The sequence below is a fragment of the Streptomyces sp. NPDC048623 genome, assembly GCF_040650755.1.
Classification (GTDB): Bacteria; Actinomycetota; Actinomycetes; order Streptomycetales; family Streptomycetaceae; genus Streptomyces.
In genome coordinates this window covers 151,658-172,038 of sequence record NZ_JBEZHV010000010.1, presented here as the reverse complement: position 1 = coordinate 172,038, position 20,381 = coordinate 151,658, and the positions used below count along the sequence as shown (strand labels likewise).

Below are 20,381 nucleotides of genomic sequence, written 5' to 3'. Positions count from 1 at the left end.
TACCCCCCACCGTGAGTCGGTGGGGTACTGCGGAACATCACTCCCGGACCCCATGGGGTGCTGCGGGACGTAGAAGTTCGACCTGTCTCTGTACCAGTCCATCCGATTTTCTCCGTGCCCCTGTTTCAGATCGCTCTGTCCAGAGCCACAGAAGAACCCTTTCCTCTAACGCTCCTGGCGACTTCACGCCCACATAACGACCGGGGTTGGAAGAAAGGTTGCACCACGAACGGGTGATCAAGTGACGCGAACGAGGGATACCGGATGTCGCGCTCAAACGCTTGAGCGAAGTGCGCGAAGGGGCCCGGCGGAGTCCGGAGAAACGTCACGGCGAGGGTTACCGAAATCTTGCAGCATCGTTTCACCAGTCATGACGACTCAACGACATGTCGCTGTCCCGGAATTAGATGAAACGGTTCTGCGCCTGCGCCCGCGCCCGCGCCTGCCCCGGCGTCCGTCCCCGTGTCCGTCCCCGACCTTCACCGCTCCGGCCTTCGCGTACACCGTGGAGCGCCTGTGATCGGCTGGGACGCCCAAGGAAAGCGCCGACGCGTGCCGGAACTCCCTGACTGCACGGCCCTCCTGACGCTGGCGGCCGTCGTCCACCAGGACCTGACCAGACCGGTGGCCGCCCGTCTGCGGTACCACCGCAGCGATCCGTACGCCGTCCACCTGGACCACCACGTCGACCTCGAACAGCCGGTCACCTGGGCGATCTCCCGCGAACTCCTCACCGACGGGCTCACCGCGCGGGTGGGTCTCGGCGACGTGTCGGTCCACCCCTCGCCCGGCCCGGCGGACGACACGCTCTCCATCTGCCTGAGCCCACCCGGCGGGACGCTGGTGCTCCGCGCGCCGAGGTCGCTGGTCAGGACGTTCCTCAAGGCGTCGTACGCGATCGTCCCGGCCGGCGGCGAGAGCGCGTACTACGACATGGACGAGTTGCTCAGCCGCTTCTGGAGCCGGGAAGCGCCGTCGGCGGGCTGAGGACATGAACGACCGAAGCCCGGCCCCGCCGTCGGCCCCGCTACGACGCGGCTTCGTCCTCCTCCGCTTCGTCCTCCTCCGTCGGCTCCTCGGGAAGGACGGTGCCGTCCTCGTCCAGCGGTGGGTGGATCCTGCTGGGGCCGTACGGGTCGATGTCGGACGGGCGGGGGCCCTCCGGTCCGTCGGGGCCCCAGCGCAGCAGACGGCGGGTGCGGCCGATCCGGGAGACCGTGCCGTGGACCTCGACCTCGTCGAGCCGTTCCGCCCGGAGCCGGTCCGCCGCCTCGGCGAACACCGCGAGCTCCGCGACCGCCGGGTCGGTGCCCTCGGCGACGACGGTGCGCGCGTCGACGGGCGTACGGGCGTCGCCCAGGACGTCCCGGGGGATCAGGCCGCGCGCGCGTGGCTCCCACCACACCAGGGAGAAGTCCAGGGTCCGGCGCGCGTCGTGGGCGGTGGCGTGCAGGCCGCTGCCCGTCGTCCAGGGCTCGCCGCCGGACCGCTCCACGATCCTGAACAGCGCGGGCATGAGCAGGACGTCGGGGTGGCTCTCCACGGCCCGCGCGGAGTCGTGCAGCACCGGCTCGGGGAACCTGGTCCCGGTGTAGGTGAGGGAGCGCAGCGACAGACGCTCCGCCGCCTGGACGGGGGAGAGCGGCGCGTCCGGGTCGAGGACCAGCCCGTCGTCGATCCTCGGGCTCCGGCCGCCGCGGCTCCAGTCGGGGGTGAGGGGCTCGGGGTCGGTGGGCCGCGGCGTCTCGAAGTCGCCGTGCGCGTCCATGCCCGTGTACTCCTCGGCCCGCACCACGCGGTAGCGGGTGCCGAGCACGGTGAGTTCGTCGACGGGCTCCGTCTCAAGCCGGGCGACCGCCGCCAGCAGTACGCACCGCTCCGCCCGGTCCTCGGCCTCGTCCTTCGCCCGGTACCAGAGCAGGGAGTTCAGCCCGTCGCGGGCCTCCTGCGCGGAGCCGTGGGTGACCTCGACGACCACCCGCCACCGCCGCCCCTCGTCCGCGCGCTGCGCCGCCACGCCGAACAGCGGGCCCCGTACGGCCAGGACGCCGCTGTGCGCCGCCGCGTCGCGGGCGTCGGCCTCCACCGCGGCCTCCACCGGCTCCACTGGAATCCGTACCACCACCGGCCATCCGGCCTGCCCCGCACCCTGATCGCTCATGGCGTCATCGTGGCGGCAACTCCGCGCCCTCATCACGGTTTCACCGGAATATCCGGCGAAAGGACCACCCCGGCCCGTACGTTCGGGATCGCATGACGGCCCACCGTGTGGATCTTGTGCGGATCGGTGGCGGGTCCTGCGGTGGGCGGCCCCTGGGTGACCGCTTCGCCCCGGCGTTCTGGAACCCTCCGTCTGACTTGTCTGGCGCATGCCAGACGCATGATCGACGGAGGAACTCCACATGCCCGCAAGGCGAATACGCCGGGTCTGGCTCACTGCGGCCGCCGCGGCCGCCCTCGCGTTCAGCGGCCTCGTCGCTCCGGCCGCCCAGGCCGAGGACGTGCCGCCGAACACCTCGGACCCCACGGTCCAGGAACCCCTCGCGGCCGAGGCCGCTCCCGCGCCGTTCGCGGCCACCGCCTGGACCTCGCCCGGTGGCGCGGCCTCACCCGGCGACTTCACCCTGTCACCCGGCGCGCTCAACGCCGAGACCACGACCCGTGTCACCCGCCTCGACGCGGTGCTCCCCAAGTCGGGCGTGCAGAACCTGCTCGCCGGGGCGAACCGCACCGCGACGCCGTGGTGCTCCCGCGACCCGTTCGGCACCGCCGCCGACCCCGACATCAAGTACTGCCTGCAGAACGACGACTCCGTCTCGCAGGAGTGGGTGCCGCAGGGCTTCACCGGCGTCTCCGACGCCAAGGACAACGAACTGTGGGGCACGGCCGGGGACATCGAGCTGTACGCCTCGTACGACGGCTGGGACCCGGGCCGCGAGACCGACCCGGACCCGGCGACCGGGGACTGCACGGCGGCCGAGCTGGAGGCGAACGACGCCTGCAACCAGAAGGGCGTCCGGATCACCTTCGTCCAGAGCCGGATCAACCCGGCCACCGGCAGCCCCGAGATCAAGTACCGGCACGTGCTGCTCGGCTGGACCTACGTCAACTCGGCCGACCATGTCTCCTTCGACGGGCTGCACGCCTCCGAGTACCCGATCCAGAAGGGTGTCCACGCCGGGGGGATCGTCTGGTACGGCAACTACCTCTACGTCGCCGACACCCGCAACGGCCTGCGCGTCTTCGACATGCGCTCCATCATGGACCTGGATCCGGACGGCGACCCGACGACGCACGACGCGATGGGTTCCGACACCGACGGCGTGCCGACCACCGCGAACACCGAGGACAGGACCAAGGTCGGCCGGCACGACAACGTCTGGTACAGCTTCGGCTACCGCTATGTGATGCCGCAGGTCGCCGCCTGGAAGTTCAAGGCGACGCAGAGCAATCCCGTGGGTTCCTACGCCTGTGTCGCCACCGGCGCCCCGAAGGCCTCGTACATCTCCCTCGACCGCAGCACCGTCCCGGACCGGCTGCTCATGGGCGAGTACTGCCGCCCGGAGAGCGGCTACCCGTCCACCGGCCGCATCGCCTCGTTCCCCGTCGCCGCGCTCGAGGGACGCTCCGCCGACGTGGCCGCGGAGGGCTGGGCCAACTACCTGCCGCTGACCAACGGCGGCGCACAGGGCGCCGCCGCGTACAACGGCACGCTGTACGTGAACGAGTCCAAGGGCACGGACGAGCCCGGCAACCTCTGGCGCCTCCACTGGAGCAACGGTGAGCTGGTCGCGAACGGCCAGCCCGTCAAGACCGCCCGCGGCGCCGAGGACCTCTACGTCGAGCGCGGCACCGGCCGCCTGTGGTCCCTTTCCGAACACCGCCCGGGGTCGGCTTCCGACTGCACGGCGAACCCGGACACCGCCGACCCGGTGGGCACCGACTACTGCCAGCGGGTGCTCTACGGGCACAAGCTGAGCTGGCTCGACGGCCAGCCGTAGACGTCGGGCGGCCGCGCATGGTGTCACCCCGCATGCGCGGCATCCGAACTATGGTGTCCCACCACATACGCGGGTGACCTGGGCGTTCCTACGGTGTGGCGACACGTACACGTCCCCGTCACCCGCTCGGAAGTGGTGCACATGGCCGCCGCAACTCACGCTCCCACGCCCCCCGGCTCCCTCAAGCGCATCGTCGCCGCCAGCCTCATCGGCACCACCATCGAGTGGTACGACTTCTTCCTCTACGGGTCGGCCGCCGCGCTGGTGTTCAACAAGCTGTTCTTCCCCGAGTCCGATCCGCTGGTCGGAACGCTGCTCTCGTTCCTGACGTACGCCGTCGGGTTCGCCGCGCGGCCGCTCGGGGCGCTCGTGTTCGGGCACTTCGGGGACCGGCTCGGGCGCAAGAAGCTGCTCGTGCTCAGCCTGCTGATGATGGGCGGGGCGACGTTCGCGATCGGACTGCTGCCGACGCACGCGACCGTGGGGTCCGCCGCGCCCGTGCTCCTCACCACGCTGCGGCTGGTCCAGGGATTCGCGCTCGGCGGGGAGTGGGGCGGAGCCGTACTCCTCGTGTCCGAGCACGGGGACGCGAAGCGGCGCGGATTCTGGGCCTCGTGGCCGCAGACCGGCGCTCCGGCCGGCCAGCTGCTCGCGACCGGTGTGCTCTCCGCGCTCACCGCGCTGATCTCGGACGCCGCGTTCACCTCGTGGGGCTGGCGCGTGCCGTTCCTGCTCTCCGGCGTGCTCGTGATCGTAGGACTGTGGATCCGGCTCTCCGTCGACGAGTCGCCGGTCTTCAAGGCCGCGCTCGCCGCAGCCGAGGAGCGCAAGGCCGCTGACGCGCAGGCCGCCGCGCAGGCCGAGAAGATGCCGCTGGTCGCCGTCCTCAGGCACCACTGGCGCGATGTGCTCATCGCCATGGGAGCCCGGATGGCCGAGAACATCAGCTACTACGTCATCACCGCCTTCATCCTCGTCTACGCGACCACCCAGGCCGGCCTCTCCAAGCAGACCGCCCTCAACGCCGTCCTCATCGGATCCGCGATCCACTTCGCCGTCATCCCGCTGTGGGGCGCCCTCTCCGACCGGATCGGACGCCGCCCCGTCTACCTCCTCGGCGCCGTCGGCGTCGGGCTGTGGATGTTCCCCTTCTTCGCCCTCATCGACCAGAAGTCCTTCGGCGGCCTGCTGCTCGCCGTCACCGTCGGCCTGATCCTGCACGGCGCGATGTACGCGCCCCAGGCCGCCTTCTTCTCCGAGATGTTCGCGACCCGGATGCGCTACTCCGGCGCCTCCATCGGCGCCCAGTTCTCCTCCGTCGCCGCCGGCGCCCCCGCCCCGCTCATCGCGGTGGCCCTGCTCGACGGCTACGACAGCTCGACCCCGATCGCCCTCTATGTGATCGCCGCCGCGCTGCTCACCGTCGTCGCCGTGCTCTGCGCCCGCGAGACCCGCCACCGGGACCTCGCCGACGTCACGCCGGAGGCCGCTCCCGCGGACGCCGTCCGCGTCGACGCCTGACCGGTAGTCAAGACATCAAGACAGCAGGACAGCAGGGCCCCACTCCGAGGAGTGGGGCCCTGCTGACGTCTCTGACTCGACCTACTCGCAGATCACCTTGTCCCGCGGCGTGTAGTGCGTGCTGAAGGTCTCGCGCTTGACTTCCGTGCCGCCGTTCTTGAAGACCCGGTCGACCTTGATGTCGAAGCCCTCCAGCGGATCCTGCACCTCGCACTTGTCCGCGAGCTTGCCCTTGCGCTCGCCGGGCGGCGTGACGTTCGTGCGCGGGCCCGCGACCGCCTCGACCGAGTCGTACCTCTTCGTGCCGAGGAAGCTCACCGTCACCGACGAGTCCGTCGAACTCGCCTTGATGTAGATCGGCTTTCCCGTGTCGTTGCGGAACCTGAGGTCCAGCGTGCCCCACGCCACCGTCGCCTCCCGGCCGGCCGGGTAGCGCTCGATGTAGAAGGAGTGCGCGCCGTGCTCGACCGGCTGCACACCGGCGAAGAACAGGGCGTTGTAGACGGTCGTCGCGACCGCCGAGACACCGCCGCCGGGGGCCTTCTGGTACTGCCCGTCCATGATCATCGTGCCGTCGACGAAGCCGTTCGCCTCGGTGCGCTCGCCGACCGTGCGGTTGAAGCTCCACACCTCGCCCGGCTGCACGACGGAGCCGTTGATCAGCTCGACCGCCCGGCCGATGTTGGTCGTGCGGTACGGCGCGGTCGGGAAGTGCACCGTGAACGTCGACATCTGCTCGGTGATGCCGAGCCGCGCGAGCGACTCGGCCGAGACCTTCGGCGGGGTCACGGTGGTGGCGACCGCCGCGGTACGGGCCGTGGCGCCCTGCTTCGTGAGCAGCGGCTGTACGGCGCGGCCGAGGGCGTCGGCGGACACCTGGCGGCCCGGGCGGCCGTCCTGCTCCACCACGACCTTTCCGTCCCGCACCCCGAGCCGTGCCTCGACCGGACCGCCGGTCACGGCGTGCAGCGGGCGGGCCACGTCCGGGTCCCGCATCAGGGACTTCGCGTCGAGGGCCGGGGTGAGCCGGCCGCCCTCGGACCTCACGTCCAGGTGGTCGCCGAGCGTCGCCGCGGCGATCGACAGGCGCTTGCCGTCCGCGGTGAGGGTGACCGGGCCCGACATCGCCGGGTCCGCGAACTCCTTCACGAAGCGGGAGACCTCGGCCGCGCCCACCTTCGGCTGCGTCACGGAGACCGGCAGCGTCAGCGGTGCGGCGGCGCCGCCGCCCGCGCCCGGATAGGCGGCGCGCAGCACGTCGACCGCCTTGTCGGTGTCCAGCTTCCGCCCGTCCTGGGCCTGGGTGACGACCGCCTTGCCGTCCTTGAAGGCGACAGCGCCCTCGCGGACCGTGCGGTCCTGCTGCCGCGCCGTGGCGGCGAGCGCGGCCCTGGCCTTCGTACCGTCGAAGGAGACGACCGGCTCGATGTCCCGACTGCCGGAGGAGAAGAGCCGGCCGATCACGGTGACCGGGTCGCGGGACGGGTCGGCGGCCCGGTCGGCGGTGGCGGCCACGTCGACCGTGAGCCCCGCCGCGGCCGGATCGACGGTGGTCGTGGTGTCGCCGACGGCGACCCGTACCGGGTCCTTCCAGGCGGCGGGGGCCGCGGCGGTGAGGCGGGCGGCGGCCTCGGCGCGGCTCAGGCCGCCGATGTCGATGCCGTTCACGCGGGTGCCCTGGGATATGTCGTCCCCGGTGGCGACGAGTCCCGCGACGTACAGTCCGCCGGCGACGGCCGCGACCGCCCCGGTCGCGATCGCCGCCTTGCGTATGTGGCCGCGGCGCCCGTGCGGGCCCGCGGCGGCGGTGTGGTCGGTCGTGGAGCGGCGCACACACCCTCCCGGTGCGATGAGGAGTCAGGGGTCCTTTCGACCGTACGCGGAAGTGGGGGAAAAGATCTAGATAGTCCCTTTTATTCCTTGGGTGACACTCCTCTCACCGCCCGGGAACTAAGGTGGCTCGGTGCCCACCTCCCTGATCGGCCCGCAGTCCGTCGACCGCGCGCTCGCCATCCTCGACGCCGTCGCGGACGCCGACCGGCCCGTCGGCGCCAAGACGCTGGCCCGGACGCTCGGCTGCGCCCTGTCGACCGTGTACCACCTGACCGGTCCGCTGATCGCCCGCGGGCATCTCGCCCGTACCCCCGAGGGGTACGTCCCCGGCCCGCGCGTCCCCGCCCTGCACCGCGCCTACCAGCGGCACCACGGCCTGGGGCACGGCCTCGGCGGCCCGGTCGCCGAACTGCTCGGGCACCTGCGCCGCACCGCCGGCGCCGAGGCCTACTTCACCGCGTACCGCGACGGCCGGATCACCGTGGTCGACACCACCGCGCCGGTCACCGACACCGCCCACCCCTTCGCCCCGGGCCCCGAGGCCCGCGCCCACGCCACCGCGCACGGCAAGGCGCTGCTCGCCGAACTGCCCCGGGCCGCCCGCCGCCGTTACCTCGACGCGCACGGCATGGCCCGCTTCACCGACCGTACGATCACCAGCCCCGAGCGCTTCGAGGCGGAGCTGGCGCGGGTGCGCGACCGGGGCTTCGCCGTCTCGGTGGGGGAGGCGGACCCCGCGTACACCTGCTTGGCCATCGCGCTCCCCGTCCCGCGTGCTGCCACCGAGGACGGCGTCGTCCGCGCGCTTTCCGTGTCGCTCCCCACCACCGACTTCCGGCGTCGGCACGGCGAGCTGCGCGCCGCGCTCGCCCGCGCCGTTCCCCTCTTCACGGCGAGTGTCACGGCGAGCTTTCCGACCCTGCCGGAATCCTGAGCGGCACGAGTGGCCGGGCCGGCGCCCGCGCCGCACCATGAGCGCATGATCTTCATCGCCGTACGCTTCACCGTCCGCCCCGAGCTCGCCGACAGCTGGCTCGACCGCGTCGCCGACTTCACGAGCGCCACCCGCGCGGAGCCCGGCAACCTCTTCTTCGACTGGTCCCGCAGCGTCGACGACCCGAACCAGTTCGTCCTCCTGGAGGCCTTCGCCGACCCCGAGGCCGGCGCCGCCCACGTCGCCTCCGACCACTTCAAGGCCGGCCTCGCCACGATGGGCGAGGCGATCGCCTCGACCCCCGAGATCATCAACGTCGAGGTCCCCCAGCAGAGTTGGGGCGCGATGGCGGAACTCGCCCGCTGACGTCCGCCGCGTGCGGCGGCGTGACCGGCGCCGGGCGCGGCACAGCCGCAGCGCGCTCCGAGGGCCGCCTCAGGGCGGGGCCCCGCCTCGCCCGCGTCGACGGCATCGTCGGGGCTCCGCGCGACGGGAGCCGGAACGGCCCCACGCCGTCGGCCACTGGCGACGCCTGCGCGAACGACTCCGCTCGTACGGCAGAAGCCGTCGCCCGCATGCCGTCCGGCTCGGCCTCAGCCCGCCAGCCCTGCCCGGTGGGGGCGCGGCCCCATGGCGTCGGCTCGGCGTCAGGCCGCCTGCCGCCGCGTGGCGTCGACCGCCGCCTCGGGGTGCGCCCCTGCCCGGTGGGGGCAGCGGCGGCCGCCACCCCTCCGCGCCGTTCGGGTGCTTCCAGCGGGCGGCCCGACCCGCGGCGGGGTCGAATCGTGGCATGGCACCCTTCGACAGGCCCCGTACCGGCGGCTCCCCACCACGCATCGCCGCCGGCGACACCTGGTGGTACGCCGCCGTCGCCGGTGAGGCCGCCGGATCGTTCAGCGCCCGTATCCGCATACGCATGCGGCGCGCCTGCCTCGCCGCCGTCCTCCTGCTCACCGTCGCCTACGCCGGGCTCGTGCTCACCGCGACCGGCCGGCGCTGGGGGGACGCCGCGCTCGCCGGCCGGCTCGCCGACCCGGCCGTCGCCCGTTTCCTACGCGAGCATCCCTCGCTCCAGGGCCTCGGCACCCTCTCGCTCCTCCTCGCCGTCCTGCTGCTCGTCGCCCTCGGCGTGCTCCGCAAGCGGTACGCGCACCTCGCCGCCGCGCTCGGCACCGTCGCCGCCGCCCTGCTCACCGCCGAGCTGCTGCAGCGCCACGCGCCTGGCCCCCGCACCCTCGACGCCGCCGGGATCGCCGTCCCCAGCGGCTTCCCCAGCAGCCCCGCCGTGCTCGCCGCCGGCACTGCCCTCGGGCTTGCCCTCCTGGTGCCGTTCCGGCTGCGCACCGTCGCCGTCGGCCTCGGCGCCCTGTGGGCCGCCGCCCTCGGCGCGTACTCGATCGCCTCCGGACGCCACCACCCCGGCGACGTCATCGCCGCCGACCTGCTCGTCCTCGCCGCCTTCGCCGCGCTCACCGCCCTGCTCGCCCGCAAGGGCAGGATCCGGCCCGCACCCCGGCGCGGCCTGCCCCCGCAGCGGCTCCTGGTCAGCCTGCCGCTCGCCCTGCTCGCCCTCGCCGGCCTGGCCGCCGGCGCCTATCTGCTCGGCGACTGCCTGCCCGCCGCCACCGGCCCGCTCCCCGCCGACCTGCCCCGGGCCGCCCACCGCTGCGGCCAGGCGCTCGCCGCCGGGACCGGCGCCGCCGTCGCCCTCGTGTTCCTGGGCCTGCTCCGCCACGTCGACCTCGACCCGGGCACCACCCCGTACCGGATCGCCCACCCCGTACCCGAGGACCCCTTTTCCGAGGAGCCCGAACACGAGATATCTTGATGTCGAGCAATCTTGCAGACGCAGACGCAGACGTGGAGCGGAGCACACCCGGTGACTGACTCGACCATCATCTACACGCACACTGACGAGGCGCCCGCCCTGGCGACCTACTCGTTCCTGCCCGTGGTCCAGGCCTACGCCTCGACCGCCGGCGTGAACGTCGAGACGCGTGACATCTCCCTGGCCGGGCGCATCATCGCCTCCTTCCCGGAGCGTCTCCAGGAAGGCCAGCAGGTCGCCGACGCCCTCGCCGAGCTCGGCGAGCTGGCGAAGAAGCCCGAGGCCAACATCATCAAGCTGCCGAACGTCTCGGCCTCCATCCCGCAGCTCAAGGCCGCGATCGCCGAGCTCCAGGCCCAGGGCTACGCCCTCCCGGACTACCCGGACGACCCGCAGAGCGACGAGGACAAGGACGTCCGCGCCCGCTACGACAAGATCAAGGGCTCGGCCGTCAACCCGGTCCTGCGCGAGGGCAACTCCGACCGCCGCGCTCCCGCCGCCGTCAAGAACTACGCCAAGACCCACCCGCACCGCATGGGCGTCTGGACCCCCGAGTCCAAGACCAACGTCGCCACCATGGGCGCGGACGACTTCGCCACCACCGAGAAGTCCGCCGTCATCGCCGAGGACACCACCCTCCGCTTCGAGCACGTCGCCGCCGACGGCACCGTGACCGAACTGCGCGAGCCGCTGAAGGTCATCGCCGGCGAGGTCGTCGACGCCGCCGTGCTGCGCGCCGCCGCGCTCGACACCTTCCTCGCCGAGCAGGTCGCCCGCGCCAAGGCCGAGGGCGTGCTCTTCTCCGTGCACCTCAAGGCCACCATGATGAAGGTCTCCGACCCGATCATCTTCGGCCACGTCGTGCGCGCCTTCTTCCCGCAGACCTTCGCCAAGTACGGCGAGGTGCTCGCCGGCGCCGGCCTGTCCGCGAACGACGGCCTCGGCAGCATCTTCAAGGGCCTGGAGGCCCTCCCGCACGGCCTCGGCGAGGAGATCAAGGCCTCCTTCGACGCCGAGATCGCCGCCGGCCCGGCCCTCGCCATGGTCGACTCCGACAAGGGCATCACCAACCTGCACGTGCCGTCCGACGTCATCGTCGACGCCTCGATGCCGGCCATGATCCGCACCTCCGGCCACATGTGGGGCCCGGACGGCCAGGAGGGCGACACCCTCGCCGTCCTCCCGGACAGCTCCTACTCCGGCGTCTACCAGGCCGTCATCGAGGACTGCCGCGCCCACGGCGCCGTCGACCCGTCGACCATGGGCTCCGTCCCGAACGTCGGCCTCATGGCGCAGAAGGCCGAGGAGTACGGCTCCCACGACAAGACCTTCGAGATCGCCGCGGCCGGCACCGTCCGCCTCGTCGACGCCGCCGGCACCACGGTCCTGGAGCAGGAGGTCGCCGAGGGCGACATCTTCCGCTCCTGCCAGGCCAAGGACCTGCCCATCCAGGACTGGGTCAAGCTGGCCGTCACCCGCGCCCGCGCCACCGGCGCCCCGGCCGTCTTCTGGCTGGACGAGAACCGCGGCCACGACGCCCAGATCATCGCCAAGGTCAAGCAGTACCTGCCGGAGCACGACACCGAGGGCCTGGACATCCGGATCATGTCCCCGGTCGAGGCCACGAAGTTCTCCCTGGAGCGCATCCGCCGCGGCGAGGACACCATCTCGGTCACCGGCAACGTCCTGCGCGACTACCTGACCGACCTCTTCCCGATCCTGGAGCTGGGCACCAGCGCCAAGATGCTCTCCGTCGTCCCGCTGATGGCGGGCGGCGGCCTCTTCGAGACCGGCGCCGGCGGCTCCGCCCCGAAGCACGTCCAGCAGCTGGTCAAGGAGAACTACCTGCGCTGGGACTCGCTCGGCGAGTTCTTCGCGCTCGCCGCCTCCTTCGAGTTCCTGGCCACCAGCACGGGCAACACCCGCGCCCAGGTGCTCGCCGACACGCTCGACCGCGCCACCGGCACCTTCCTCAACGAGGACAAGTCGCCGACCCGTCGCCTCGGCGGCATCGACAACCGCGGCAGCCACTTCTACCTGGCCATGTACTGGGCCCAGGAGCTGGCGAAGCAGACCGACGACGCGGAGCTGGCCAAGGCCTTCGCCCCGGTCGCCGAGACGCTCTCCGCCAACGAGCAGAAGATCGTCGAGGAGCTCATCGCGGTCCAGGGCTCCCCGGCCGACCTCGGCGGCTACTACCAGCCCGACCCGGCCAAGGCCGCGGCCGTGATGCGTCCGTCCGCCACGTTCAACGAGGCCATCGCGTCCCTCGCCTGAACCTCGCGGTGACACGTTCCGCCCCGGCCGGAAGCTTTCCGGCCGGGGCGGTCCTGTCCGGGCTGTCCTGTCGGTGGCGCATCCGTCCACCGGGTGTGAGTCTGGACAGATGAGCTGGGCATCATGGACGACCGCCGGTGTCTACACCGGGCGTGGCGGGGTGCTGACCGACGAGGGCGGTGTCGTCACGGGTGATCTGACCGTGCACACCACCTATGCCGACGGTGAGGCACGTGTGGCCGTGCAGTACAGCGGCGCTTCCGACTGGTTCACCATGTCGGGCAGTCCGGTTCCCTGTGGGACGGAGGAGGAGAGCCGCGACCTGCACGACGCGGTGGTGGCGGCGGTACGGGAAGGGAACGGCGCCACGGTGCCGACCCTGCCGCATCTGTCGCCGTAGCCGTGGTCGGCGTCGCCCTCGTGCCGGTGTGAGATCCGTGCGTGAAAAAGTGTTGTCCGGACCGCTCCCGGCGGTCTCCTGACCGCGGGCCGCATCCGGCGGCCGGCGCTGCGGGGGACGCAGCGGGCGACGAGGGAGCACAAGGACATTGCAGAGCGACGAGCACCGCACCGCCGCACTGGTCGAGGCGGCGCGGGCGGGTGACGCACGCGCCGGCGACGAGCTCGTACGGGCCTACCTGCCGCTCGTCTACAACATCGTGGGCCGGGCCCTCGACGGGCACGCCGACGTGGACGACCTCGTCCAGGAGACGATGGTCCGTGCCCTTGACGGGCTGCCCACACTCCGCGACCCGGCCCGGTTCCGGTCCTGGCTCGTCGCGATCGCCATGAACCGGATACGGCACCGGTGGCGGGAACGCCGGCAGGCGCCGCTGCCCGGCCTCGACCGGGCCGAGGCGCTCGCCGACCCGGCGGGCGACTTCACCGAACTCGCGATCCTGCGGCTGCGGCTCACCGGCCAGCGCCGCGAGGTCGCCCGGGCGACCCGCTGGCTCGACGGGGACGACCGCGAGGTCCTCTCGCTGTGGTGGCTGGAGGCCGCCGGTGAACTCACCCGCGCCGAACTCGCCGCCGCGCTCGGCATCCCGCCCCGCCACGCCGCCGTGCGCGTCCAGCGCATGAAGGAACGTCTGGAGACCGGCCGCGCGATCGTACGGGCGCTCGCCGCCACGCCGCCCTGCCCCGCCCTCGCAGCAACCACCACCCCCTGGGACGGCACCCCCTCGCCGCTGTGGCGCAAACGCCTGGCCCGCCACCTCGCCACCTGCCCCCACTGCGCCCCGACCCGCTCGGGCCTCGCCCCGGCGGAAGGCCTGCTGGTGGGCCTGGCGCTGGTCCCGCCGGTGATGGCGTGGGCGGGATGGGGCAGCGCGGCCCCGACGATGGAGGCCGCGGCGGCGTCATGGCCGACGGGGGAGAGCGGGCCGCTGGGGCCGGCCCCGGGCGGCGGCTCGGCGCCCGCGCCCGGGGCCGTGCCGGAGCCTGGGGCTGTGGCTGGGGCGGGCCCCGGTGGCGGGTCCGGCGCCGGGTCGCCTGGGACGGGGGCCGAGTCCGGGCCGTGGGCCGGGCATGGGCCTGGCGGCGGCTCTGCGCCCACGACCGCGTCCGGCTCCGCGCCTGCGCCTGGCAACGGGTCCGGACCCGTGCCCGCGGCCGGCAGCCGCACCCGGCTGCTCGTCGGGGGTGGGGCCGTCGTCGCCCTCGGGGCCGTTCTGCTTCTTCTGGTGCCTGACGGGGCCTCGGACCGTGCCCTGGCCCGGCCGGCGGCTTCGCCGACCGGCGCGCCGGCCGTCACCCGTAGCGCCGTGCCGTCTGCGCCGCCCACCACCCCGACCCCGACGCCGTCGCCCACACCCACCCGTACTCAGGTCCCGCGCCCGACCACGGAGGAGCAGGTCACCCGGCTCGTCAACCGGCACCGGGCCGATGCGGGTTGCGGGCCGTTGCGGATCGAGCCGCGATTGTCCGCCGTGGCCCGGGACTTCGGGCGGGACATGGCAGAGCGGCGCTACCTCGCTCACACCGACCCGGAGGGCACCGACTCCGGCACGCGCCTGACGGCCGAGGGCTACTCCTGGAGCGCCTGGGGCGAGAACCTGGCGCGGGGCGAGAGCGGGCCGGACTCCGTCGTCGCCGACTGGATGGCTGACCCGCCGCACCGCGCGAATCTGCTCGACTGCCGTTACCGGCACACCGGCGTCGCCGCCGTGCCCGGCCCCGACGGCACCGTCTGGGTGCAGGAACTCGCCACACCGCTGAGGCCGTAGCCCGGGCTCGGGCCCAGGCTCGGGTTCGGGCTCAGCGGCCCTTGGCGAAGTCCTGCACCCACCAGGGGCCGTTGCCCGCGAGGTTGACGCCCACGCCGATGTCCTCGAACGAGCAGTCGAGGATGTTCTTGCGGTGCGCCTCGCTGTTCATCCACTCGTCCATCGCCTGCGCGGCCGAGTGCGGACCCCGGTGGATGTTCTCGCCCCAGGCCGACCAGGTGTACCCGGCCGCCGTGATGCGGTCGCCCGCGTCGTGGCCGCGCCGGTCGGCGTGCGCGTAGGAGTTGCGCGCCGCCATGTCGTCGGCGTGGGCCTGCGCCGCCGTGTGCAGTCGGGGGTCGGAGCGGAGCGGGGCGCAACCCGCCTTCTTCCGTTCGGTGTTGACGAGCCGCACCACCTGCGTGCCGTACTGTCCCGGGTCGTCGACCACGGCCGCCGCCGGGGCCGCGCCGACCACCTGATCGGGGGCCGGCGGACGGGCCTGGCCCGCCACGTACACCCCGGTGAGCACCGTGAGCGCCGCGGCCAGAGTGCCCGCCGCCGGCACCGTCGTACGGAAGGAGGGCGCGACACCCGGGCCGCGCCACCGGGTCCGGGCGCGGCGCCGGTGCCGTCCGCCCGCGGCCTCGCCCCCGCCCCCACTCGGGCCGGGGCGGTCGGCGGGCCGGGCCGTGTCGTACGCGTCGTGCTGCATGGAGCTCCGCTCTCTCGTCCGTCGGGGCGCCGCCGGCGTCCGGTGCCGGGCGGGCCACCGGGGCGACGCCGGTCATACTGTCCGGTCGGAGAGAGCGCGACACTCCTCGTCAATCCTGCGGGTCAACCTCCTGCGGCACCACCGCGACCGGGCAGGGCGCCAGATGGAGCGCGGCGTGCGCCACCGAACCGATCCGCGGGCCGATCGCGCCGCGCCGCGCCCGACGGCCCACGACGAGCAGCTGCGCCGAGCCGGACCCGGAGAGCAGCACCTGGCCGGCGCTGCCCATCTCCACGTGCTCGGTCACCGCGACCTCGGGGAAACGCTCCCGCCACGGCGCGAGCGCCTCGCGGAGCGCCTTCTCCTCGTACGGCACGAGCCCGCCCGCCTCGTCGGCGAGCGCGAGGGACCCGGGGCTGAACGCGAACAGCGGCGGCAGGCTCCAGGCCCGCACCGCCCGCACCGAGGCCCTGCGCGCCGCCGCCGTCTCGAAGGCGAAGCGCAGCGTGGCCGCGCTGTCCTCCGGCGTGCCGTGCTGGCCCACCAGGATCTCCCCGGCGGGCGTGTCGGCGGGCGCGCCGTCGCGGGAGCGGACCGCGACGACCGGCACCGTGGCCGCGGCGATGACCTGCTGCCCGTACGAGCCGAGCAGGAAGCCCGCGAGGGCGCCCTGGCCGCGCGAGCCGAGGGCGAGCAGGTCGGCCCGGCCGGTGGTCCCGAGGAGCGCCGCGACCGGGGTGTCGCCGATCAGTTCGGTGGTCAGGGCCAGGTCCGGATGGCGCTCGGCGAGCGTCGCGCCCGCCGAGTTCAGCACCTCGCGGGCGGCCCGCAGGCCCTCGGTGGGGTCCTGGACGAGCGGCAGGTCGAGCGGCTCCCACCGCCACGCGTGGACGAGCCGGAGCGGCAGGTCCCGGTGCGTCGCCTCCCGCGCGGCCCAGTCCGCCGCGGCCAGGCTCTCCGGGGAACCGTCCACTCCCGCGACGATCTCACGACTCATCAGGCTGCCTCCGTCATCGGTTCGGCGTGCGGCCCGCCTCCGTCCGGCGGACCCACTGCGTTCAGCATGTGCCCATCGTCCACCCCGTGGCAGGGCCGGACGTCCCGACCTGCCGTGTCCTCGGTCCCGGGCCCTGGGCCGTGTCCCGGAAAGTCCCCCAGGCTTCGCCCGGGAGGGCCCCCACCTCTGGAGCTTCGCCTGGGTGGGGTGCCACCAGCGAAGGCGGGGGCGGGCTCCTGCCCGCGACGCCTGACACGCGCGCCGCGAACCCTGCCCAAGGGCAGACGGCGCTCCTTTCCGGACTCGGCCTGGGCCGGCAGGGTGAGTCCCGCGTGCGCACCGTTGAGGCAGTGGTCGCCGATGTCGCGCAGCCGGTGGTCCGGCGGCACGGGCGCGGCACCGTACGGGCCGCCGTCTCGGCCGCCGCGCCCAGGAAACGGGAGGTCCAGGACAACGCGCAGTGGTGGGCGAGGAGTTCGCCCACGGATCCGTCGGCGGCCGAGATCTTGGTGACTGGACGGTGTGGTGGCGGACCGGCCAGGTCGGGTCAGGGGTTGGTCCAGGCCTCGGGGTCCGCCGCGAGCGCCACCACCTCGGGCGGCAGCTTCGCGGTGGCGATCTCGGCGAGCGAGACGCCGTCGAGCACCTGGCGTACGTTCGCCCGCAGCGCGACCCACAGGGTGAGCAGGGACTCGGCCGGACCGGTGTACGACAGTTCCGGCGGCCGTACTCCGCGCACCGACACCAACGGCCCCTCCACGCAGCGGATCACGTCCGCCACGGAGATCTCCTCGGCCGGCCTCGCCAGCCAGTAGCCGCCGCTCCCGCCGCGCTGGCTGTGCACCAGGCCGCCCTTGCGCATGTCGCCGAGGATGCCCTCCAGGAACTTGTGCGAGATCCCCTCGACCTCGGCGATCGCCTCCGCCTTCACCGGCCCGGAGCCCTGGGCCGCGGCCAGCTGGAGGGCGGCCCGCACCGCGTAGTCGGCCCTGGCTGAAATGCGCATGCGCGCATTATGCCCGCGCACGCTCCGGGCGCCCGAGTCCCGGCGCCCGAGTCCCGGCGCCCGAGCCCGGAGCGGGTCGGCCCGGAGCGCCCGCCACCGTCCTCGTACCGGGCCTGTACCGAGACCGCGAGACCGCGAGAAGGCCCGGAGCCGCGTAGCCGCCCGACCGCCGTCCGACCGCCGGCCGGTCAGCCGAACCGGCGCCCGGCCAGCGGCTCGGTCGCGTCGCCGCCCCCGGCCCGTACCCCGCGCAGAAAGGCCTCCAGGGCCTCCACCGAGGTCCTGGCCGGCGTCCAGTCCAGTTCCCGGCGGGCTCGCTCCGTCGCCATCAGCGGCAGCCGGAGGACGGCGTCGAGCAGCTCCGGCGCGGCCGGCACCGCCCGCAGCCGCCAGGCGGCCGAAAGGGCTCCGCGCACCGCCGGGGTCGGCACCCGCACCGGCCGCGCGCCGAACAGCGCGCCGAGGACCTCCGCGTCGACCACCGGATCGGCCGCCAGATTGAACGCGCCGCGCACGTCGCGCAGCAGCGCCCGTACGTACGCGTCCGCCGCGTCGTCCGTGTGCAGTGTCTGGAAGCGCAGCCCGGGCACCTCCGGAAGCAGCGGAAGGAGTTCGGGCCGGAACAGCTGCCCCGGCACCCAGCGGCCCGCGAAGATCCGCCGCTGCCCGCTCGCGGACTCCTCCTTGAAGGAGAAGGCCGACCGCATCCGTACCACCCGGGTCTGGGGATGATCACGCTCGAAAGTGTCCAGAAGGCGTTCTACGTACGCCTTCTCGCGGGTGTACGCGGCCCCCGGCCAGCCGTGCGTCGGCCAGGACTCCGACACCGGCGCGCCGCCGCCCGGCCCGGGCGAGTAGGCGCCGACCGACGAGGCGCACACCAGGACCGGCACCCGGGCCGCCGCCATCGCGTCGAGCACCCGCACCGTGCCGAGCACATTGGTCGCCCAGGTCGTCACCGGATCGTGCGTCGGCCCGAACCGCCAGGCCAGATGCACCACCGCGTCCGCTTCCGCCACGTACTGCGCGAGGCGCGGCTCGTCGCCCTCCAGCGACAGGTCGACCTCCGCCCACGCGGTCCGGTCCACGGTCAGGCTCGGCCGGCGGCGGGACAGTCCGAGCACCGACCCGACCCGGGACTCCCGCGCCAGGGCGCGGACCACACTCGTCCCCACGTTGCCGGTGGCGCCGGTGACCACCACACGCAGCCGCTCGCTCGGGTTCATGTCTCGACCTTCCGTCATTCCGGGGGCCCGCGCACGCGGGAGCCCGCCCGCCGCCCGTCACCGACCGTGACGGCATCGCTCGCGCGGGTGAGGAAGTGACCCCACCATGGGGGATCACGGGGACAGACCCGTACCAGGAGGACCGGATGCTGCTTCCCGACCGCAACACGATCGACCGCCTGCTGCGCAGCTACCGCACGCAGGAACGGCTGGTCCTGGCCAGGCCGCACGACCTGGTGGCGCGCAGGCGGTTCGAGGACACGGCGTACACGCTGTGCGTCCTCATGGGGGAGCGCACCGCCCGCGCGGCCGTCCGCGCCGCCGAGCGCTACACCGCCGGTCCCGGCCCCACGCCGCTGCTGAAGGTGGGCGGTTCGACGCGGGCGCGCGGGGTAGCCGCCGAGTAGCCCCAGGGGTCACCGGGACCTGGGGCGTGCGGTGGGAGGTGGCGGCGATGGAGGGTGCACAGCTCTCGCCCCGCGAGCGGCGGATCCTCGCCGAGATCGAGGCGGACCTGGCCGCCGACTCCGGCCTCGCCCGGACCTTCGGCGGCGGCCGCGCCGGGTTGTCGGCCGGGTTGTCGGCCCGGCTGCGGACCGGCCGGCTTGGCGGGTCCCGGTCCCGGTCCCGACCGGGGGCCCGACCGCAGACCGGTGTGCTTGCCCGGTCCTGGTCCCGGTCCCAGACCCGGACCCCGCCACAGACCGGACCACGGACCCGGCTGCGGGCCCGGCTCGGCTCGGGGCGGCTCGCCGGGCCCGCGGCCGCCCTGCTCGCGCCCGTGGCGGTGCTCCTCCTGGTGGCCGCCGTCGTCACGACGGCCCCGGCCCTCGTCTGGGCCTTCGCCGTCGTGTGGGCGGTCACCCTGTTCTGTCTGCTCCGCGTTCTGCTGCGCTGGTCGCGCCGCCACCTGACCGGCGACGAACGCCCGCGCCCGGACGAGCCGGACGGCTGACGCCGGCCACGGGCAAGCGTCGCCACGCGCCGCTGACCGCCGGTACGGGCGGACGGCCGCCACGCGCTGACGGCCGGCACGGTCCGACCCCCGACACGGTCTGACCGCCCACACCGCCGACCGTCAGGCGGCAGGGCGCGGGAAGCGGGCGCGGACGGCGTCGATGCAGGTGTCGCGCGAGACCGGGCCGCCGAAACGGAGCCGGTCGTAGGGTGCGAAGTCCGGTTCGAGCACGTCCAGCTCGTCCACCAGGGCATGCAGCTCCTCACGCCACTCCGGCACGTCCGGCCGCGGGGCCGCGAGGGCCGCGCCGATCGCCGCCGTCAGTTCGGCCTTGTGCTGGATCGCCGCCGGAGTGATGTGGTGCAGACACACGTACTGGCCGCTGAGGTACGCCTCCCACTCCTCCTCGCCCTCGGCGGGGTCCGCCCAGTGCGCCGTGAACCAGGCCCGGAGCCGCTCCGGCCCACCCGCCCGTGCCGCGAGCTCGAACAGATCACCCGGCACCATCTCCGTCCCGTCCGAGCGCAGATAGCCGGGCAGCGGCAGCAGTCCGTCGAGCATCTGCCGCCGTACCTCGTCCGCGTCCCGGCCGCGCGCGGCGCACAGCCGCTCAAGAGGCACGAACTGCCCGTCCACATAGGCGTCGTCCTCCGCCGTCATGGGATGGACCCCGTTCACGGCCCGGAACCGCTCGGCCACCTCCGCCGCGTACCTGTTGTTCGTGCGCGTCCCCACGTCCCACTCCTCCCGGCGGGCCGCGCGGGGATCTCCCGGGCGGCCCTGCGGACACGCTAGGGGCCGGACCGTACGGCGCCCGCCGAACCGTGTCCGCCGAACCGTGTCCGCCGAACCGTGTCCGCCGAACCGTGCCCGTCGGG

General features: G+C 73.7%; 18 protein-coding genes. 11 read left to right on the top strand and 7 right to left on the bottom strand.

What is annotated here, in order from left to right; translation table 11 throughout:
- Positions 1 to 552: 552 nt before the first annotated feature.
- Positions 553 to 987: an SsgA family sporulation/cell division regulator gene (locus AB0C73_RS17350; RefSeq protein WP_362530347.1), complete on the top strand. Its 435-nt coding sequence runs from the start codon at positions 553 to 555 to the stop codon at positions 985 to 987.
- A gap of 40 nt (positions 988 to 1,027) precedes the next feature.
- On the opposite strand, the gene AB0C73_RS17345 is transcribed toward AB0C73_RS17350, so the two are convergent.
- Positions 1,028 to 2,161, bottom strand: a complete 1,134-nt coding sequence (locus AB0C73_RS17345; RefSeq protein WP_362530345.1) for a DUF5954 family protein — start codon at positions 2,159 to 2,161, stop codon at positions 1,028 to 1,030.
- Between the two features lie 241 nt (positions 2,162 to 2,402).
- Here AB0C73_RS17345 and AB0C73_RS17340 point away from each other — a divergent pair, with 241 nt between their 5' ends.
- Positions 2,403 to 4,001: a hypothetical protein gene (locus AB0C73_RS17340; protein WP_362530343.1), complete on the top strand. Its 1,599-nt coding sequence runs from the start codon at positions 2,403 to 2,405 to the stop codon at positions 3,999 to 4,001.
- Between the two features lie 141 nt (positions 4,002 to 4,142).
- The gene (locus AB0C73_RS17335) at positions 4,143 to 5,522 is read left to right on the top strand and encodes an MFS transporter (RefSeq protein WP_362530341.1); all 1,380 of its coding nucleotides are present in this window, start codon (positions 4,143 to 4,145) and stop codon (positions 5,520 to 5,522) included.
- Between the two features lie 81 nt (positions 5,523 to 5,603).
- Here AB0C73_RS17335 and AB0C73_RS17330 read toward each other — a convergent pair whose 3' ends face one another.
- Positions 5,604 to 7,355, bottom strand: coding sequence for a VanW family protein (locus AB0C73_RS17330; protein WP_362530339.1), 1,752 nt, complete (start codon positions 7,353 to 7,355; stop codon positions 5,604 to 5,606).
- Between the two features lie 130 nt (positions 7,356 to 7,485).
- On the opposite strand from AB0C73_RS17330, the gene AB0C73_RS17325 reads away from it, so the two are divergent.
- The 6 genes from AB0C73_RS17325 (at position 7,486) to AB0C73_RS17300 (ending at position 14,622) form a co-directional block, all read left to right on the top strand.
- The gene (locus AB0C73_RS17325) at positions 7,486 to 8,289 is read left to right on the top strand and encodes an IclR family transcriptional regulator C-terminal domain-containing protein (protein WP_362530337.1); all 804 of its coding nucleotides are present in this window, start codon (positions 7,486 to 7,488) and stop codon (positions 8,287 to 8,289) included.
- Between the two features lie 45 nt (positions 8,290 to 8,334).
- Entirely contained in the window at positions 8,335 to 8,655 is a 321-nt protein-coding gene (locus AB0C73_RS17320) for a putative quinol monooxygenase (protein ID WP_362530334.1), read from the top strand.
- A gap of 424 nt (positions 8,656 to 9,079) precedes the next feature.
- Entirely contained in the window at positions 9,080 to 10,117 is a 1,038-nt protein-coding gene (locus AB0C73_RS17315) for a phosphoesterase (protein WP_362530331.1), read from the top strand.
- A 51-nt stretch (positions 10,118 to 10,168) separates the two neighbouring features.
- A complete protein-coding gene (locus AB0C73_RS17310; protein ID WP_362530329.1) occupies positions 10,169 to 12,394 on the top strand; it encodes an NADP-dependent isocitrate dehydrogenase in 2,226 nt (741 codons plus the stop codon).
- 109 nt (positions 12,395 to 12,503) lie between these two features.
- Positions 12,504 to 12,794 carry a hypothetical protein gene (locus tag AB0C73_RS17305; protein WP_362530326.1) on the top strand — a complete coding sequence of 97 codons (291 nt, stop codon included), beginning with the start codon at positions 12,504 to 12,506 and terminating at the stop codon, positions 12,792 to 12,794.
- A 148-nt stretch (positions 12,795 to 12,942) separates the two neighbouring features.
- On the top strand, positions 12,943 to 14,622 hold the full coding sequence (locus AB0C73_RS17300) for a sigma-70 family RNA polymerase sigma factor (protein ID WP_362530325.1): 1,680 nt from the start codon (positions 12,943 to 12,945) through the stop codon (positions 14,620 to 14,622).
- A 31-nt stretch (positions 14,623 to 14,653) separates the two neighbouring features.
- Here the strand turns inward: AB0C73_RS17300 and AB0C73_RS17295 are convergent, their stop codons facing one another.
- The 4 genes from AB0C73_RS17295 to AB0C73_RS17280 all read right to left on the bottom strand — a co-directional run bounded on the left by AB0C73_RS17295 (position 14,654) and on the right by AB0C73_RS17280 (position 18,545).
- A complete protein-coding gene (locus AB0C73_RS17295) occupies positions 14,654 to 15,316 on the bottom strand; it encodes a CAP domain-containing protein (RefSeq protein ID WP_362530322.1) in 663 nt (220 codons plus the stop codon).
- Positions 15,317 to 15,425: 109 nt separating this feature from the next.
- Positions 15,426 to 16,313 (bottom strand): universal stress protein, encoded by an 888-nt coding sequence (locus AB0C73_RS17290; protein WP_362530319.1) that lies wholly within the window; start codon positions 16,311 to 16,313, stop codon positions 15,426 to 15,428.
- Positions 16,314 to 16,860: 547 nt separating this feature from the next.
- The gene (locus tag AB0C73_RS17285; RefSeq protein WP_362530316.1) at positions 16,861 to 17,319 is read right to left on the bottom strand and encodes an Rrf2 family transcriptional regulator; all 459 of its coding nucleotides are present in this window, start codon (positions 17,317 to 17,319) and stop codon (positions 16,861 to 16,863) included.
- Positions 17,320 to 17,507: 188 nt separating this feature from the next.
- Positions 17,508 to 18,545, bottom strand: coding sequence for an NAD-dependent epimerase/dehydratase family protein (locus AB0C73_RS17280; protein ID WP_362530313.1), 1,038 nt, complete (start codon positions 18,543 to 18,545; stop codon positions 17,508 to 17,510).
- Positions 18,546 to 18,691: 146 nt separating this feature from the next.
- On the opposite strand from AB0C73_RS17280, the gene AB0C73_RS17275 reads away from it, so the two are divergent.
- Both AB0C73_RS17275 and AB0C73_RS17270 read left to right on the top strand, forming a co-directional pair.
- A complete protein-coding gene (locus AB0C73_RS17275; protein WP_362530311.1) occupies positions 18,692 to 18,952 on the top strand; it encodes a DUF5133 domain-containing protein in 261 nt (86 codons plus the stop codon).
- A 47-nt stretch (positions 18,953 to 18,999) separates the two neighbouring features.
- Positions 19,000 to 19,500 (top strand): hypothetical protein, encoded by a 501-nt coding sequence (locus AB0C73_RS17270; RefSeq protein ID WP_362530308.1) that lies wholly within the window; start codon positions 19,000 to 19,002, stop codon positions 19,498 to 19,500.
- Positions 19,501 to 19,623: 123 nt separating this feature from the next.
- Here AB0C73_RS17270 and AB0C73_RS17265 read toward each other — a convergent pair whose 3' ends face one another.
- Positions 19,624 to 20,238 carry a DUF6058 family natural product biosynthesis protein gene (locus AB0C73_RS17265; RefSeq protein WP_362530305.1) on the bottom strand — a complete coding sequence of 205 codons (615 nt, stop codon included), beginning with the start codon at positions 20,236 to 20,238 and terminating at the stop codon, positions 19,624 to 19,626.
- Positions 20,239 to 20,381 lie beyond the last annotated feature (143 nt).

Excerpts from the sequence above, each read along its gene's own strand:
- AB0C73_RS17345 (WP_362530345.1), bottom strand. The coding sequence starts at position 2,161 with ATGAGCGATCAGGGTGCGGGGCAGGCCGGATGGCCGGTGGTGGTACGG.
- AB0C73_RS17340 (WP_362530343.1), top strand. The coding sequence starts at position 2,403 with ATGCCCGCAAGGCGAATACGCCGGGTCTGGCTCACTGCGGCCGCCGCG.
- AB0C73_RS17335 (WP_362530341.1), top strand. The coding sequence starts at position 4,143 with ATGGCCGCCGCAACTCACGCTCCCACGCCCCCCGGCTCCCTCAAGCGC.
- AB0C73_RS17320 (WP_362530334.1), top strand. The coding sequence starts at position 8,335 with ATGATCTTCATCGCCGTACGCTTCACCGTCCGCCCCGAGCTCGCCGAC.
- AB0C73_RS17315 (WP_362530331.1), top strand. The coding sequence starts at position 9,080 with ATGGCACCCTTCGACAGGCCCCGTACCGGCGGCTCCCCACCACGCATC.
- AB0C73_RS17305 (WP_362530326.1), top strand. The coding sequence starts at position 12,504 with ATGAGCTGGGCATCATGGACGACCGCCGGTGTCTACACCGGGCGTGGC.
- AB0C73_RS17295 (WP_362530322.1), bottom strand. The coding sequence starts at position 15,316 with ATGCAGCACGACGCGTACGACACGGCCCGGCCCGCCGACCGCCCCGGC.
- AB0C73_RS17290 (WP_362530319.1), bottom strand. The coding sequence starts at position 16,313 with ATGAGTCGTGAGATCGTCGCGGGAGTGGACGGTTCCCCGGAGAGCCTG.
- AB0C73_RS17285 (WP_362530316.1), bottom strand. The coding sequence starts at position 17,319 with ATGCGCATTTCAGCCAGGGCCGACTACGCGGTGCGGGCCGCCCTCCAG.
- AB0C73_RS17280 (WP_362530313.1), bottom strand. The coding sequence starts at position 18,545 with ATGAACCCGAGCGAGCGGCTGCGTGTGGTGGTCACCGGCGCCACCGGC.
- AB0C73_RS17275 (WP_362530311.1), top strand. The coding sequence starts at position 18,692 with ATGCTGCTTCCCGACCGCAACACGATCGACCGCCTGCTGCGCAGCTAC.
- AB0C73_RS17270 (WP_362530308.1), top strand. The coding sequence starts at position 19,000 with ATGGAGGGTGCACAGCTCTCGCCCCGCGAGCGGCGGATCCTCGCCGAG.